Consider the following 15,277-nt stretch of genomic DNA (forward strand, 5'->3'; position numbering starts at 1 on the left):
TTTAGGGCGCTTGGAAAAGGAGAATAGCAATGGACTTAAACAAGTTCACCGAGCGGGCACGGGGATTCGTGCAAGCAGCGCAGACAATTGCGCTGCGTGAAGGGCACCAGAGGCTGGCACCCGAGCATATTTTGAAAGCATTGATGGATGATGATCAGGGGCTGGCGAGCAACCTGATCACACGCGCCGGCGGCGCGCCCGGCCGCGTGGTCGAAGCGTTGGATGCCGCGATGGCCAAGATTCCGAAGGTCAGCGGTGATGCGAGCCAGATCTACATGGACGGCCAGACCGCAAAGGTTCTGGACGAGGCCGCAAAGATCGCCACCAAGGCGGGCGACAGCTTTGTGCCGGTCGAGCGCGTGTTGATGGCGCTGTGCATGGTGAAATCCAAGGCCAAAGAGGCGTTGGATGCCGGTGCCGTGTCCGCCCAGAAACTGAACGAGGCGATCAACGATATCCGCAAGGGCCGCACTGCTGACACCGCATCGGCGGAAGAAGGCTATGACGCGCTCAAGAAATACGCGCGCGACCTGACCGAGGCCGCAGCTGAGGGCAAGATCGACCCGATCATCGGACGGGATGAGGAAATCCGCCGCTCGATGCAGGTTCTGTCACGCCGCACCAAGAACAACCCGGTCCTGATCGGGGAACCCGGCGTCGGTAAAACCGCGATTGCCGAGGGTATGGCCCTGCGCATCATCAACGGTGACGTGCCGGAATCGCTGAAGGACAAGAAGCTGCTCGCGCTCGACATGGGTGCACTGATCGCGGGTGCGAAATATCGCGGTGAGTTCGAAGAGCGCCTCAAGGCTGTTCTAACCGAGGTGACCGAAGCCGCCGGTGAAATCATCCTGTTCATCGACGAGATGCACACGCTTGTGGGTGCCGGTAAATCCGACGGCGCAATGGATGCTGCCAACCTGATCAAGCCCGCGCTTGCCCGGGGGGAGCTGCACTGTATCGGCGCGACCACGCTGGATGAGTATCGCAAGTACGTGGAAAAAGACGCGGCCCTTGCACGACGATTCCAGCCCGTTGTGGTGCAAGAACCGACCGTCGAGGACACGATCAGCATCCTGCGCGGCATCAAGGAAAAGTACGAGCTACACCACGGTGTGCGTATCTCAGACTCGGCTTTGGTGTCGGCAGCGACCCTGTCGCATCGCTACATCACCGACCGCTTCCTGCCCGACAAGGCCATCGACTTAGTCGATGAAGCGTCGGCTCGCTTGCGGATGGAAGTGGACAGCAAGCCAGAGGAACTCGATCAACTGGATCGCCAGATTCTGCAGATGCAGATCGAGGAACAGGCGCTGAAGCTGGAAGACGATGCAGCCTCCAAAGATCGTCTGGAAACCTTGCAAAAGGATCTGGCCGATCTGCAGGAGCAATCTGCCGAGATGACTGCCCAGTGGCAGGCAGAACGCGACAAGCTGGCTGGCGCACGGGATCTAAAAGAACAGCTCGACAAGGCGCGCGCTGATCTCGAGATTGCCAAGCGTGAAGGCAACCTCGCCAAAGCGGGGGAGCTGTCTTACGGCGTCATCCCAGAGCTTGAGAAAAAGTTGACCGAGGCCGAAAATGCCGAAAGCAGCCAGATGATGGCAGAGGAAACGGTGCGTCCGGAACAGATCGCTTCAGTGGTTGAACGCTGGACTGGTATCCCGACCTCGAAGATGCTGGAAGGCGAGCGCGAGAAGCTGCTGCGGATGGAAGACGATCTGCATTCCCGCGTGATCGGTCAGGATGCGGCGGTCACTGCTGTGGCCAATGCTGTACGTCGTGCGCGTGCGGGCCTGAACGACGAAGGCCGCCCGCTGGGCTCGTTCCTGTTCCTCGGGCCCACGGGTGTAGGTAAGACCGAGCTGACCAAAGCTGTGGCGAACTTCCTGTTCGACGACGACAACGCGATGGTGCGTATCGATATGTCCGAGTTCATGGAGAAACACGCGGTTGCCCGTCTGATCGGCGCCCCTCCGGGCTATGTCGGCTACGACGAAGGCGGTGTGCTGACCGAAGCCGTGCGGCGCCGACCCTACCAGGTGGTGCTGTTTGACGAGGTTGAAAAGGCGCACCCGGATGTGTTCAACGTGCTGTTGCAGGTTCTGGACGATGGCGTGCTGACCGATGGCCAGGGTCGCACCGTGGACTTCAAACAGACGCTGATCATCCTGACGTCGAACCTTGGGTCTCAGGCGCTCAGCCAGCTGCTCGAAGGCGCAGACAGCGCGCAGGCGCGGCGGGATGTGATGGATGCGGTCCGGGCGCATTTCCGGCCCGAATTCCTGAACCGATTGGACGAAACCATCATCTTTGACCGGCTCAAGCGGGCCGACATGGATGGCATAGTTGATATCCAGATGGCGCGTTTGCAGAAACGCTTGGCCGCCCGCAAGATTGAGCTGGTCTTGGACGGCGCCGCCAAGGAATGGCTGGCCGACGAGGGCTATGACCCGGTCTTTGGGGCTCGCCCGCTGAAACGCGTGATCCAGCGCGCCCTGCAGAACCCGCTGGCCGAAGCGCTGCTCGCTGGTGAGATCAAGGATAGCGAGACGGTGCCGGTCTCAGCCGGACCCGAGGGTTTGATCATCGGTGATCGGTTGGGCACATCCGAACGACCGCGTCCGGACGATGCCGTCGTACATTGATCGGGGCTTGAAAACTGAAGAACCCGCCTATTCGGCGGGTTTTTTTCTGTTGACGACCACCTAACGTGACAGTTGACCTTACGAATGGTTTGTCGCGAACTTTGGTGTGCTGAAAGCTACGGCTTTGACTGCACGTCATTATACAGTGAGCTCTGCAAATTGACGGAATCCGCTTGTCGAAGAAGCTTGGCCTGCTCAAAACCTTGCTAAGGGTTCTTAGCCAGGCTCGTTGCTGCCTCGATCCCTTCTTTCAATATGTCAAACATCTGATGGATCTCGGCTTCCGTTATTATCAAAGGTGGCGAGAAAACACACATATTGATGATCGGACGAAGGATCAGGCCGCGCTTTTGACATTCTTGATCGATCAATGCGCCGATCTCATAGTCTCGTCCCAGGTCGCCGCGGGCCTTGCCTTTTTCCGAACATTGCACACATCCCATCAATCCCATTCCGCGCACATCAGCAACGATGTCGATGTTGCGCAACTCCTCTAATCGGCCCTGAAAAATGGGTGTCACGCGGCGCACATGTTCCAGAATTCCGTCATGTTCTATTATCTCCATGCTCTTCAAACCAGCAGCAGCGCTAACGGGGTGGCCTGAGTATGTGTAACCATTTGAAAAAGCAGCGTCCCCGCCCGCCACATCATCAATCAACCGATCTGAGATGATCGCGGCTCCCATAGGCGCATAGCCCGAGGTGAGGCCCTTGGCGCAGGTGATGATGTCCGGCTCAATGCCAAAGACGTCTTTAGAGGCGAACCAATGACCGAGACGGCCGAAAGCGGTGACCACTTCGTCAGAGATATAGAGAACATCGTGCTTGTGGCAGACCTCAAGGCAGCGTTTGTGATAGCCTTCGGGGGGCACGATAACGCCGCCTGAGGCGAGGATCGGTTCGGCGATAAAGGCTGCTACTTTGTCCGCGCCGAGTGATTGAATTGCTTCTTCCAAGTCCGCAATTTTTTCATCGAGAAATGCATCGATGCTTTGACCTTCGCCCCGGTGCAAGGGGTTCACATCGGGCAGAAAATGCGCCAGGTGATCGGCCTTATCCAGCCAAAGACGGTCCCGTTCTTTGCCGCTGACGCTGGCAGCCAGATACGTGCTGCCGTGATAGGCTTTTTGGCGTGAGATGATGATTTTCTTCTTTGGTTTGTTCAGCAGGTTGTTGCGGAAGTGGGTGAACCGAATGGCGGTATCCACCGCTGTTGATCCGCCGGTAGTGAAGAAGACGTTGTTCAGATCCCCCGGCGCGCGTTTGGCGATCTCACGGGCAAAGTGGCTGGCAGTAGAATTGGTGGCATTGAATGGCGAGAAATAAGCAAGTTTACGAGCTTGCTCGGCCATTGCTTCGGCCATCTCCTCACGCCCATAGCCGATCTGAGTACACCACATGCCGCCAGGCCCATCGATCAGCCGTTCACCCTTGTCGTTCACCACATGAATGCCGCTGGCCCCTTCCATAAACGTGCGATCGTTCTGACGAAGCGTTTGCATCCCCTCCCACGGGTGGAGGAAATGGTCATTGTCCCATTGTTTGGCGTCGGAGTTATCCACGGCGAGCCATATCCTCAGTGCTCATGACGATCGAAAACTCTTCACGCACCTGCGCGTCGGCAGCTCCGAAGTAGTTGGGGAAGTGAGTGTCGAGGATGGAATTGGCCTTATCTCGGGCGCGATCCAGCAGGTCAGTTTTACCTTCATTTTCCCAAGTATCTGTGCGTTCTCGATCCATCAGCTCGGGGTAGATGAATTCGCTCGTCATATAGTTCAAAGTGTGAGGGTTCCCTAAAAAATGGCCCGGGTCGATGGCGCATTTGTGGATGATGTCAACCGCCATGGTCTCGTCGGTCACTTCGATGCCACGCAAGGAACGCAAAATCATTCCACCCGCCTCATCGTCGATCACCATGCTTTCAAAACTGCAGCCCATGAGTGAACCGATCATGCCGCCGAATTCACAAAGGCGATTGGCACCGGCATGGGCGGCCAGGGTAAAGGTCAACGCCTTTTCCAACCCGTATTGGGCGTCCGGAATTTTGGCGTCGGTCATACCCGCGCCCACAGAAGTGGGCAGGTTATAGAAATTGCCCATTTGAACGGCTGCCGCTGCGATCAAGGCCTGTTCGCCGCTGCCGCCGGTGAACGACCCGCTGCGCAGGTCGGTTATAAAGGGCCATGCAGCAAAGCAGATTGGACAGCCAGGTGTGATCAGGTTGACGATGGCCACGCAGGCGAGCGTTTCGGCGACGGTTTGCACCAGCGTCCCGGCAAGGGTTGCGGGCGCAGTAGCACCCGCCTGAGGTGGAACGGCCAGATCGACGGTCAAGCCCAGTTTAGCGGTGTCGATCATTATCTCCATGTTTTCTTTGCCGATCCTTAGCGGCGAGACCATGGGGCAGCCGCCAAAGATGACGCTGGGCTTTTTCATGAAACTGCCTTCACCACCCTGGGCGAGATCAAACATACGGATGGCATGGGGGATATGGCTGCGGTCGCGAAAGGTCAGACAGGCGGGTTTCTGACTGCCGGCCAGCATCGCATAGATGGTGTTCATATCGTGCGAAAGGTCGTCAGTTACATCGGTCGCCAGCACCGTGTCACCCAGCATATGAATGTTTTCCAGGCGGTCCACCAGCCGGGTGAAATCATAAACATCACGCAATACAGAAGGGCGATAGCTTTTGGTCTCAGAATCAAACGTGGTCACGGCTGTACCAGAGTTGGCGAAATAAACGCTTTCCGCCGTGCAATGCATATCGTCTTTGCCTTCTCGCTCACCACGGGCATAAACATAGAACTCGTTGCCAGCTCCGGCGAGGATGTCTTCAATCAGGGCGCGCGGGAAACACAGGCGGTTATGTTCATTCATCACCGCGCCTTTGGGCAAGACGAGGTCGAGGAGTTCCGGGAAATGATCGGAGACACCGGTTCTCTCCAAAACTGTCAGGGCAGCATTGTGGATGTTTTCAATATCAACCTGCATCAAAGGCCGATAGCGCCCTCCGCTCAAGCCGCCACCAACGGCTTCGTTGCCGGTTGTCGCCTCTTGCACCTTGATGCGCGCCGCGCGCCCGCCGCCGCCCCGGCGTCGTGTTCTAGCTTCAGCCATGGATCGCGATCCTTTGTTCTTGTTCCGATCCGATCATGGCGAAATAGAAATCGTAAAAAGCCTGTAGCGAGGTTTCCATTTCGCCCAATGGCCCAGGTTGGAAGTGGTGAGAGTTTACGCCCGATTGGTTGTGGCGAATGATGCGTTCGTCGTCCAGCGATGTGACATGCCACAGCCAGGCCAGAACATCCTTGTCATAGTCAGCGCCATCTTCAGCATCGCTGCGCACGAACCAAACCACCTGAATATCTGTTTCCTGCAGCTTGCGGGGAATGAAACGATAACCGACCATGTGATCGGAGTAGATGAGGAACCAGTTGAGCGGGCCGATGCCGAGATCGGTTGCGCCGCCGTCGAACGACATCAGCGATCCCAAAAGCGGTGCAAGGGCTTCACCCGTTTTGCTGCCGGTTTTGTAACCTTCGTAAAGGGGATAGCGGCGGTAATAGGCACTGGTGAAGGGGGTTGTGGCCGCTGCCCCAATCAGCTCCAATTCATCTGCCGAAAGACCCGCGTCTTTCGCGCGTTCCCTCAATGGCCCGACCAAACCCTTCATTTCCTGCGGTGATTTCAGGCTGTGTGAGCGGGAGTATTCCTTGTGTGCCGGGCCGCAGTGATAGCATTCAAGATAGTTTTCAACCGCTAGTTTCCAGTTGGCAGGCACAGGGAACGATGCTGTGTGAGCGATTTTAAGATCATTCAAACCATAAGGCGCCGTGAGCGGAGCAAGCTGCGCTAAGACAGTGTCTAGGGCTGGTGTTGCGGCGTCAGCACAGGCAAAAATCAACCCTTGAAAAACGGAGATCTGTACCGGGAACAATCCGTATTTCGATGGATCGAAATCGGCTCCCATGTTCTGACCTGCACGCAGCTTTCCAGAAAGCTCAAACGTCCAGGCGTGATAGGGACAAACGAAAACGCGCGCGCGGCCCTCCGCTTTGGTGCAGACCCGTGATCCCCGATGTCGGCAGACGTTTTGATGGGCGCGGATTTCTCCATCAAGGTCGCGAACGACGATTATTGATTCTGGGCCATAGTCAAACAGGAAATAGTCGCCCGGATTGGGAATTTGGCTTTCATGCCCGACCCACAGCCAATTGCGATTCCAGACCTGAGCTATGTCATAGTCATAGATATCTTGCGACGTATAGAACCCACGGGGCATGGCATGGCCGAGCCTATGCGAGGCGATCAGATCATCCAAGTCAAGTGTACGGTTGGGCATTACGCCTCCTCCAGATCGATGATTTCACGACGGAACCAATCTTTTTCGGCCTCATTCTTGGGGCGTTCGAAATTCCGCGCCGCGCGGTGCCCTGAGAAAACGGCGTCGACGATTAGACCGGGTTGGGCGGCGTCGCCGATCAGTTCCAGAGTTTTGAGTTCCAGAGTTTTGAGTTCCAGGGGTTTCAAAGCGTCGTATAGCGCAGTTTCGCGCGTACGCTCGGTGATCAAAACAACCGATGAGCAGACGATTTCAGTTTCGCGACCTGAAAACATGCAGGTAAGCGTCGCCGTTTCACCAGAGAGAGCTCCCAAGGATTGATTGCATCGAATGTCCACACCCAATTCAATGAGCCGCGCTTGAATTCGGTGTTGCTCAAGCGTGTAAGTCGTAAAGCTGGAGATCAGGCTCTCAGGTGTGGCAAAAACAACGTCGTGGCCTGCCCTCGCCAGTTTTTCAGCGAGTACGCCAGCGATGTAAATATGATCATCGTCATAGATCAGTACCGGACCATTGGGGGGAATTTTGCCGGACAATATCTCGTCTGGCGTCAGAATGTTGGCGCTACTGTCGATCTCAGGCGCATTGCGCATGGTGTTGCGTCCTACACCGTCACGTCGCCACTTTGATCCCGTGGCCAAAAAGACATTCCGAATGCCCAACTCCATGACTTGCTCTGCGCCCAATGCACTCTCGGTGAACATCTCAACATTGCTACGTTGTGCTAGATCGTTAAGCCGGTAATCCATCACGCGGCCCCAGGCGGAAAGTCCGGGCAACTTACTTTCTTTCGCAACCCGCCCGCCAAATTCGCTGGCGCCCTCTGCCAAGGTTACACCATAGCCGCGACGGGCTAGCTGCATGGCGCATTCAAGGCCTGCTGGACCACTACCAATGACCAAGGCTTGCTCCTCGGACCCTCGCTTCTGAATAATCTCCGGGTGCCAGCCGCGCCGCCATTCTTCACCCATTGTGGGGTTTTGGGTGCAGCGGATCGGGATACCGATGTTGTCTGAGGCCACGCAAATGTTGCAGCCAATGCATTCACGGATTTCGTCGATGCGACCTTCTTCGATTTTCTTCGGAATGAAAGGGTCGGCTATGGAAGGGCGGGCGGCTCCGATAAGATCGACAATGCCTTTCTTCACCATCGACAACATCATATCGGGCGACGTCAGGCGGCCCACACCAACCACCGGTTTTCCGGTGACTTTTTTGACGAAAGACAGATAGTCATTTTGATACCCGTCTTGGGGCTGAAAGCGTGTTGTGGCGCTGTCGTTTTCCCAACCTGAAACGTTCACGTCCCAAAGGTCCGGCAGGTCTGACAACAACTCCACAACCGCTCGGCCTTCCTCTGCCGCCTGCATCCCATCTGGGCCTTGCATTTCGTCAATGGCAAACCGGAGGGCGACGGCGCAGGTATCTCCGACAGCCTCGCGCGTATCTTCCAACAACTCACGCGCCAAACGCACGCGGTTTTCCAGAGAACCGCCATATTCATCGGTCCGGCTATTCATGTGTGGCAGCATGAAATGCTGGGCAATGGACATTGAGTGACCAGCATAGACATAGATGATATCGGCGCCCGCAGCCTTCGCTCGCAGCGCGGCGTCCCGATGCCAGCGACGAAACACGCGAATGTCTTCTTTGTCCATGGCGCGGGCCTGTTTGGGCATGGCGGAATCGGAGCTCATTTCGGAGGGCGCGATCAGGGGCGCGCGGCTAAGATGATTGGGCGCATGATTGCCATTGTGCACCAATTGAATGGCTGCCAATGCGCCGTGTTTATGAACGGCATCGGTCATCAGGCGCAGGGCAGGAATATCGCGCTCGTCCCAAAGACGCCCTTCTGGAAATGGAGACAGGTCAGAACTGGGGTGGATTTCAGTTTCCTGGTTCGCAACCACCGCCCATCCGCCTTCCGCCTTCATTCCCCGAACCGCCGCATCTGCGCGCGGGCGCATGTGCCCTAAGCCGGTGCAATGGGGCACTTGGTAGAAGCGGTTCTTGGCCTTAACTGGACCGATCTGTACCGGTTCAAATAGCAAGGCGTATGGGTTCGCGTCCGACATTTCGCGCGTTTCCTGTGGTTTAAGGGCCCGGGCCGTAGCCCCGGCCGATTTGCTGTCTAGAAACCTGCTTTGATCCGCTCGAACTCGGCCAACATCTTGGCTTCCAGTTCAGGGTTCACAGCATCAAAGAACAAGCTGCCTTTAAAGAAGCTTTTTGGATCGGCAAAACCGTAGGCCTCAATGCTGGCTTGATCGGCAATTTCAAACGCTCTTGCATTGGCATGGGGATAACCCCAATTCTCGATGATGTACTGACCAGAACCTGGTTCGGTCAGGGCGTTCAACAGGTCATAAATCTGTTCTTCATCTGTGGTCGAGGACTTCAGATGCACATACCCGCAAACCCACGTAGCAATGCCTTTGTCTACATCACGCATCATGGCAGCGGGCACTTCGTTCCAGATCAGGTTCAGTTCCGATTGGTTCCAGGCCCAGCCCATCTCAATCTCACCACTGGTCATTGCCTGGTCCAACTGACCTGCATCGGACCAGTAGAAGCGCATGTTGGGGTGGATTGCACGCAGGAAGTCGGAGGCTTCCTTGAACTGTGCATCGGTCAGGTTGGTATAGTTGTCAGCGTTGCCGGTTGCGAGCGAGGCTAAAGCATAGGCGGAAGAGGCCGCGTCTGGGATCGAAATTTTTCCTGCATAGGCCGGGTCCGACAAAAGCTGCAGCGAGATATCATCGCCTGAGATTTTATCGGTGCGATAGATCAATCCGGTGTTACCCCATTCAAAAGGCAACATGTACAGGTTGCCGTCGATGACAATGCCGTCGACCTCCTTGATTTCGGGCAACATGTCCGCCCAGTTGGTCAGCCTGCTTTCGTCCAAGGGCTGGATCAGGTCCGCTGCCACCCATTTGCGCACGGCGTCCGAGCAAGGGTGTGCCAGGTCGGCTGTGAAGCCGGACATCAGTTTGGTGAATGCCTCTTCCTGGCTGCCAAAGTAGGAATAGCTTGGCGCTTCATTTCCATGTTTGGCCATGTAGTTGGCGAAAAAACCCGGGTCTTCATAACCCGACCAGTCAAATACGCTTAGATCAGCGCCACCAGCGCTAACACTGCCAGCACTGGTGACGGTTGCAAACGCAAACGCCGCAATTCTCTGAAGTTTCATTTTTTCCTCCTGTTGGTTGTATTCATTTGCCGCGGCCAAGGTCGATTGCGCTAGCAGCTTGCAAGCCCAGCCAAACCGCGTCACCACGATTGAAATCGACGGTGTGAAAGTAGTTGGGAACAGAAACAGCGATTGGTTTGTCATGGCCATCGACCGTGACGTGATAGTGAATGTTCTCGCCATAGAAGGCGACGTTGATGACCTTGCCTTGTACTGTCGCGGGGTAATCCGCGGGCTTTTCGGATTTGATCTCCAGCTGCTCAGGTCGGATACCGATGATAATGTCTTTGCCCGGGTTCGTGGCGTTGGGATTGCGGTCGATCTGCATGTTTCCAAATGCAGCAACATTGACTGAGAGAGCATTGTCTGATTCGCCGGCGACTGAAGCGGGAAGGATGTTCATTTCACCAATAAAACTCGCCACCTCTTCGTCACATGGGCGTGCATAAAGTGAAGCGGGGGTGTCGACCTGCGCCAAGCGCCCGCTGAACATGACACCGATGCGGTCGGACATTGTCATTGCTTCGTATTGGTCGTGAGTGACCATCACGAACGTGATCCCGAGCGACTGCTGTAAGTTGCGCATTTCAAACTGCATTTGTTCGCGCAGCTTTTTATCAAGCGCTGAAAGCGGTTCGTCGAGCAAGAGCACCTTGGGCCGCATGATGAGCGCGCGCGCAAGCGCTACGCGCTGCCGTTGCCCTCCGGAAAGCTCATTCGCGCCACGCAACTGCAGCCCGCCAAGTTCGACCATCTCCAGCGTTTCCGCCACTCGGTTTTCGATTTCGGCTTTCGGGGCGCGACCGCGAAGACCATAGGCTACGTTGTTTCCAACATTCAGATGCGGGAAGATAGCGTAGCTTTGAAAGACCATGTTGGTGGGGCGGTTGTTTGCGGGGACCCCTTCCATGTTTCGTCCGTCGATTGTGACTGTGCCTTGGGTTGGGTCCTGAAACCCGGCGATCATGCGAAGTACAGTGGTCTTACCGCAGCCTGATGGCCCGAGGAGTGAGAAGAATTCACCTTCCTTCAGGTCCAGATTGATACCCGATGCTGCTGCAAAGCTGCCGTAGCGTTTCTCGACCCCGGAAAGTTCTATGATATTTTTTTCGATCATCAGGTTCCTTTCCCGGAGGAGCGGCGGCGGAAATATTCGGCCAAAACGAGAAGCAGTACCGATGTGAAGAGGAGAATCGAACCTAGCGCCAGAACGTTCGGGAGTTTGGCCGGGAAGCGGATTTGGCTCCAAATATAGACCGGCAGAGTTGGTTGGTTGCCGGATAGGAAGAAGGCCAGGACGAACTCATCAAAGCTGACAGTGAAGGTCACAAGAATGCTGGCGATAATCCCTGGGGCGACGACCGGAAGCGTCACGCGCCGAAAGGTTTCGAAAACGCCAACGCCTAGGTCGTATGAGGCTTCCTCCAGTGAGGCGTCGAAGTCGTCGAAGGCGGATTTTAGGATTGAGACAGCGAAAGGCAACGCCAGGAAAATGTGGCCAAGCGCCACTGTTACAAGAGACGGTTTGAGGCCCAGGAATAAGAACAGAACCAGCATTGAAGATGCGACGATGATGCCGGGAATGACGAGGGGCAGCATGACCAACCCCTCCGCTGCGCGCTGGCCTTTGAAACGGTAGCGTACGAATGCGCGAGCGGCGAATAGGCCTATGGCGGTGGAGAGCAGCGCGGCAACAAAGCCGACGCCGATAGAATTCCACAGCGCTTGAATAAGCGTGTCCTGTTCACCCAGTTTTCGGTACCAGTCCAGCGTCCAACCCTTGATCGGGAATGCAACAATAGTACCAGAATTGAAGGAAAACAGCGGCAGGAAGAGAACGGGCAGATAGAGAAATGCCAGATAAAGGAGGGCATACCCAGTGAGGGTTGAAGGGCGTTTCATCTTATGCGCCTTCCCAAACGGTTTCCGGTGATGACGAAGACGATGGCGACAAAGCCAACCGAGAGCATGGCTAAAAGCGAGAGCGTTGCTCCAAGTGGCCAGTTATTGGCCGCGCCAAACTGTACCTGAATGAGGTTTGCGATCATCTTGCCGTCACTACCGCCCACCAAAGCGGGGGTAACATAATCGCCAACAGTTGGGATGAAGATGATCAGGCAGGCGGCGATGATCCCGGGGATCGTCAGCGGCAAAGTCACCCGCATGAAGCGTTGAAAAGCGTTATTGCCAAGGTCAGTAGCAGCTTCCAAAAGGCTCGGGTCGATCTTTTGCAAGCTCACATAGATCGGCAAAATCGCGAAAGGCGCCCATGCATGAGCAAGAGTCAAGACCACTGCGAACTCGTTGTAGAGAAGGAAACTCAGGGGTTCATTGATTAGCCCGAGCCCCAGCAAGGCTGAGTTCATCACGCCATTGAAGCCAAGGATGAGCTTCCATGCAAAGACGCGCAGGAGATAGCTGGACCAGAAGGGAATGGTGATCAGCAAAAGCCAGATGGTCTTTTTGTGTGCCTTCATCGCGATGAAGTAGGCAATAGGATACGCGAGCGCGACGGTAACAATGGTGACGGCCCCAGCGATCCAGATCGAACGCAGCATGAGATGCTGAACCAGGGGGTCGGTCAAGGCTTCGCGGTAGTTATTCAGTGTCATGCTTTTGTCGAGCGTGACGTAGGTCTGCGTCCAGAAAGAATAGGCAATCAATATCGCCAAAGGTGCAGCCACCAGAAAGCCCACGTAAATCGTGGCGGGCGCGCTGAGGCTATAGCCTTTGGCAGCATCACTTCTAAAAATCACCGACCCTCCCTTTCCGGTCGCGCGATCATCACTAATGGACGATCGTCCATTAATTGTTGCACCGAAGGGGGCTTTTGTGTCAATCTTCCTCTTGAATAATCGAGAACCGAAAATTTAAGTGCATGACAATAAAAGATAAGCTCCCCGAGGGACTTCGCGAAAAGCCCGCTGCAAAGCGAGATCCGGCGGCGAAAAAGCAGGCGTTGATTAAGGCAACACTGGATACAATCGCTGAAATTGGAATCACCGATACCTCGGTAAGTCGGATTATTGAGCGCGCGGGCCTGTCCCGCGGAATGATCCATTTGCACTTTGGCGGAAAGGACAATTTGCTGACAGTTGCGGCCCAGCAGTTCAGTGAACAGTACTATGCGGAAATGGATCGAATGACCGATCTTGGTCCGAATGCGTCGCCAGAAGATCGGGTGATGGCTGTTATCGAGGCTGATTTATCTGAAAGCTTGCTCAACCCGCGAAGTACGAAAATTTGGCACGCCTTCCGGGGCGTCTCAAGCTCACACCCTGGGATTGCCCGCTATAGCAGCACTCAAGACGAGAGACTGGTGTCCACACTGCGCCAGGCATTTGACGAGCTTGAAAAGGTAGGGTGCTATCCCCCAAATCACGCGGAAGATGCAACAAGCGGAACGTTGGCCCTTCTAGAGGGCATGTGGGTGAATTATCTGACTGATATGGCTGGATTTTCACGTGAACGTTCGGTGGATTTGATACGCAGATTTTTGTCAGGCTTGTTTCCAGGTAGTTTTCTGAGATGAAAACCTATGGATTTGAGAACTGCCAACAGTATTAGATTGGTCAAGAGCATTGCTGAGGGTGTTGTCGCCAGTCAATTGTGTGTGCTCATCACTTCGATCCGCTAGTCATAGTCGCGATTGAGATTTGACGTTGCTAGCCAGATGCCCTTGATCCGAATGGCAACGATCCTCCCCCACTGAATTGGTCCGACCCCAAGGCTAGGAAACAGAGGATCAAATATGGGAAGCAAGCGACCTAAAACGCGGCGTCTTCCGAAATCGTACGGCCTAACGTACGGAGAGGTAGCGATATCTGCGTGTCGAGAATATGTATTTGTCAGTCTGTCGAGCATGGAAATCGAAAGCGGTGTGGCTAGTGCCCAGAGTTACTCGTCAATGCGAGCCTCGAATGATCTTTGTACAGTAACCTAAGATATACCCTCAGAACATCACCCAAGAAGTCATCAGGGGACGGTTTTACTAGCGGCTTCTTTTCAGGGGCCTTTCTGAAAACTAGTGTCATTGACGATAAGCGAACAATCCTTCCAACATCACTACAATAATGCGGGCTCCGCCAGATCGAGTACACAATCCAACCTATCTGAGCGCAAAGCTTGCGACAGATATGCTTCGGATTGGTTTGGCAAATGAACGTCGCACCATTGCGACCGTCATCCCACACCCGAGATACAAGTGCCGGCCCGATTTTCGAGAATGGCAAATGCATCTGTCAATTTCCCGATGCCAGAAAAACCGCCTTTGGCGGCGAATGTCGCGGCCGCCGCGACCTTAGGACCCATAGACCCCGATGGCAGTTTCAGAGCCCCGGCCGAGTCTGGAGTCAAGTCTCTGATGACGCGGGCTTCGGGCATGCCGAACCCCTCATAAACCGCATCCACATCAGTCAAAAGCAGCAGTGCGTCGGCGCCTAGCTGTTGCGCAAGCATGGCACTGGCGGCATCTTTGTCGATCACCGCCTCGATCCCGATCAGGTTGCCATCATCACGTCGCATCACTGGGATACCTCCGCCGCCGGCACAAATCACGACTACTTTATGGTCCAGCAGCAATTGCAACACTCGCAGATCAGGGATTTCTTGAGGCTTGGGCGAGGGAACGACACGCCTCCAGTTGTCCCCATCGGGTGCGATGTTCCAACCTGCCGCCTTGGCGCGCGCTTCGGCCTCGGCGCGCTCATAAACCGGACCAACAAGTTTCGTTGGATTTTGGAATGCCGGATCACGCCCGTCCACCAGGATCTGCGTTAGCAACGTTGCAACAGATCGGTCGTGACCCAGCACGTTTTCCAGTTCCTGTTCGATCATGTAGCCAATCATGCCCTCGGTCTCGGCCCCGAGGACGTCAAGTGGACTGGCGGTCGCTGGATCATAGGCGGCGCCCTGCAATGCCAACAGGCCAACCTGCGGGCCGTTGCCATGGGTGATGACAAGCTGATGGCCGGCATTCAGGATTTCCGCCAAAGCCGGCATTGCGGAACGTACGTTGTCACGTTGAACCTCCGCGTTCAACGGCTCACCACGTTTCAACAGGGCATTGCCGCCCAAGGCCGCTACAACCAACAT

At 55.5% G+C, this 15,277-nt stretch carries 11 protein-coding genes; 2 read left to right on the forward strand and 9 right to left on the reverse strand.

Annotated features, from left to right (window positions below; translation table 11 throughout):
* Positions 1-29 precede the first annotated feature (29 nt).
* Entirely contained in the window at positions 30-2,648 is a 2,619-nt protein-coding gene (clpB, locus tag Q1B13_RS15775; RefSeq protein WP_299081909.1) for an ATP-dependent chaperone ClpB, read from the forward strand.
* Positions 2,649-2,854: 206 nt separating this feature from the next.
* On the opposite strand, the gene Q1B13_RS15780 is transcribed toward clpB, so the two are convergent.
* Genes Q1B13_RS15780 through Q1B13_RS15815 form a run of 8 tightly spaced genes read right to left on the reverse strand, consistent with a single transcriptional unit; the run spans position 2,855 to position 12,885 of the window.
* On the reverse strand, positions 2,855-4,150 hold the full coding sequence (locus Q1B13_RS15780) for an aminotransferase class III-fold pyridoxal phosphate-dependent enzyme (protein WP_299082145.1): 1,296 nt from the start codon (positions 4,148-4,150) through the stop codon (positions 2,855-2,857).
* Between the two features lie 52 nt (positions 4,151-4,202).
* The gene (locus Q1B13_RS15785) at positions 4,203-5,765 is read right to left on the reverse strand and encodes a trimethylamine methyltransferase family protein (protein ID WP_299081906.1); all 1,563 of its coding nucleotides are present in this window, start codon (positions 5,763-5,765) and stop codon (positions 4,203-4,205) included.
* Positions 5,758-6,990 carry an aromatic ring-hydroxylating dioxygenase subunit alpha gene (locus Q1B13_RS15790; RefSeq protein WP_299081903.1) on the reverse strand — a complete coding sequence of 411 codons (1,233 nt, stop codon included), beginning with the start codon at positions 6,988-6,990 and terminating at the stop codon, positions 5,758-5,760. The genes Q1B13_RS15785 and Q1B13_RS15790 overlap by 8 nt, the downstream gene beginning before the upstream one ends.
* Positions 6,990-9,065 (reverse strand): FAD-dependent oxidoreductase, encoded by a 2,076-nt coding sequence (locus tag Q1B13_RS15795; RefSeq protein ID WP_299081900.1) that lies wholly within the window; start codon positions 9,063-9,065, stop codon positions 6,990-6,992. The genes Q1B13_RS15790 and Q1B13_RS15795 overlap by 1 nt, the downstream gene beginning before the upstream one ends.
* Positions 9,066-9,121: 56 nt before the next feature.
* Positions 9,122-10,183 carry an extracellular solute-binding protein gene (locus Q1B13_RS15800; protein WP_299081898.1) on the reverse strand — a complete coding sequence of 354 codons (1,062 nt, stop codon included), beginning with the start codon at positions 10,181-10,183 and terminating at the stop codon, positions 9,122-9,124.
* Positions 10,184-10,205: 22 nt separating this feature from the next.
* The gene (locus Q1B13_RS15805) at positions 10,206-11,300 is read right to left on the reverse strand and encodes an ABC transporter ATP-binding protein (protein ID WP_299081895.1); all 1,095 of its coding nucleotides are present in this window, start codon (positions 11,298-11,300) and stop codon (positions 10,206-10,208) included.
* A complete protein-coding gene (locus Q1B13_RS15810) occupies positions 11,300-12,085 on the reverse strand; it encodes an ABC transporter permease (protein ID WP_299081892.1) in 786 nt (261 codons plus the stop codon). Before Q1B13_RS15810 ends, Q1B13_RS15805 begins: the two co-directional genes overlap by 1 nt.
* Positions 12,082-12,885, reverse strand: coding sequence for an ABC transporter permease (locus Q1B13_RS15815; protein WP_299799983.1), 804 nt, complete (start codon positions 12,883-12,885; stop codon positions 12,082-12,084). The genes Q1B13_RS15810 and Q1B13_RS15815 overlap by 4 nt, the downstream gene beginning before the upstream one ends.
* A gap of 176 nt (positions 12,886-13,061) precedes the next feature.
* On the opposite strand from Q1B13_RS15815, the gene Q1B13_RS15820 reads away from it, so the two are divergent.
* Entirely contained in the window at positions 13,062-13,715 is a 654-nt protein-coding gene (locus Q1B13_RS15820) for a TetR family transcriptional regulator C-terminal domain-containing protein (RefSeq protein ID WP_299081888.1), read from the forward strand.
* Between the two features lie 650 nt (positions 13,716-14,365).
* Here Q1B13_RS15820 and arcC read toward each other — a convergent pair.
* Positions 14,366-15,277 carry a carbamate kinase gene (arcC, locus tag Q1B13_RS15825; protein ID WP_299081885.1) on the reverse strand — a complete coding sequence of 304 codons (912 nt, stop codon included), beginning with the start codon at positions 15,275-15,277 and terminating at the stop codon, positions 14,366-14,368.

The sequence above is a fragment of the uncultured Ruegeria sp. genome, assembly GCF_947489545.1.
Taxonomy (GTDB): Bacteria; Pseudomonadota; Alphaproteobacteria; order Rhodobacterales; family Rhodobacteraceae; genus Ruegeria.

What these genes read in the sequence shown, in the direction of transcription:
- clpB (WP_299081909.1), top strand. Translation starts at nt 30, where the DNA reads ATGGACTTAAACAAGTTCACCGAGCGGGCACGGGGATTCGTGCAAGCA.
- Q1B13_RS15780 (WP_299082145.1), bottom strand. Translation starts at nt 4,150, where the DNA reads ATGCAAACGCTTCGTCAGAACGATCGCACGTTTATGGAAGGGGCCAGC.
- Q1B13_RS15785 (WP_299081906.1), bottom strand. Translation starts at nt 5,765, where the DNA reads ATGGCTGAAGCTAGAACACGACGCCGGGGCGGCGGCGGGCGCGCGGCG.
- Q1B13_RS15790 (WP_299081903.1), bottom strand. Translation starts at nt 6,990, where the DNA reads ATGCCCAACCGTACACTTGACTTGGATGATCTGATCGCCTCGCATAGG.
- Q1B13_RS15795 (WP_299081900.1), bottom strand. Translation starts at nt 9,065, where the DNA reads ATGTCGGACGCGAACCCATACGCCTTGCTATTTGAACCGGTACAGATC.
- Q1B13_RS15800 (WP_299081898.1), bottom strand. Translation starts at nt 10,183, where the DNA reads ATGAAACTTCAGAGAATTGCGGCGTTTGCGTTTGCAACCGTCACCAGT.
- Q1B13_RS15805 (WP_299081895.1), bottom strand. Translation starts at nt 11,300, where the DNA reads ATGATCGAAAAAAATATCATAGAACTTTCCGGGGTCGAGAAACGCTAC.
- Q1B13_RS15810 (WP_299081892.1), bottom strand. Translation starts at nt 12,085, where the DNA reads ATGAAACGCCCTTCAACCCTCACTGGGTATGCCCTCCTTTATCTGGCA.
- Q1B13_RS15820 (WP_299081888.1), top strand. Translation starts at nt 13,062, where the DNA reads ATGACAATAAAAGATAAGCTCCCCGAGGGACTTCGCGAAAAGCCCGCT.
- arcC (WP_299081885.1), bottom strand. Translation starts at nt 15,277, where the DNA reads ATGTTGGTTGTAGCGGCCTTGGGCGGCAATGCCCTGTTGAAACGTGGT.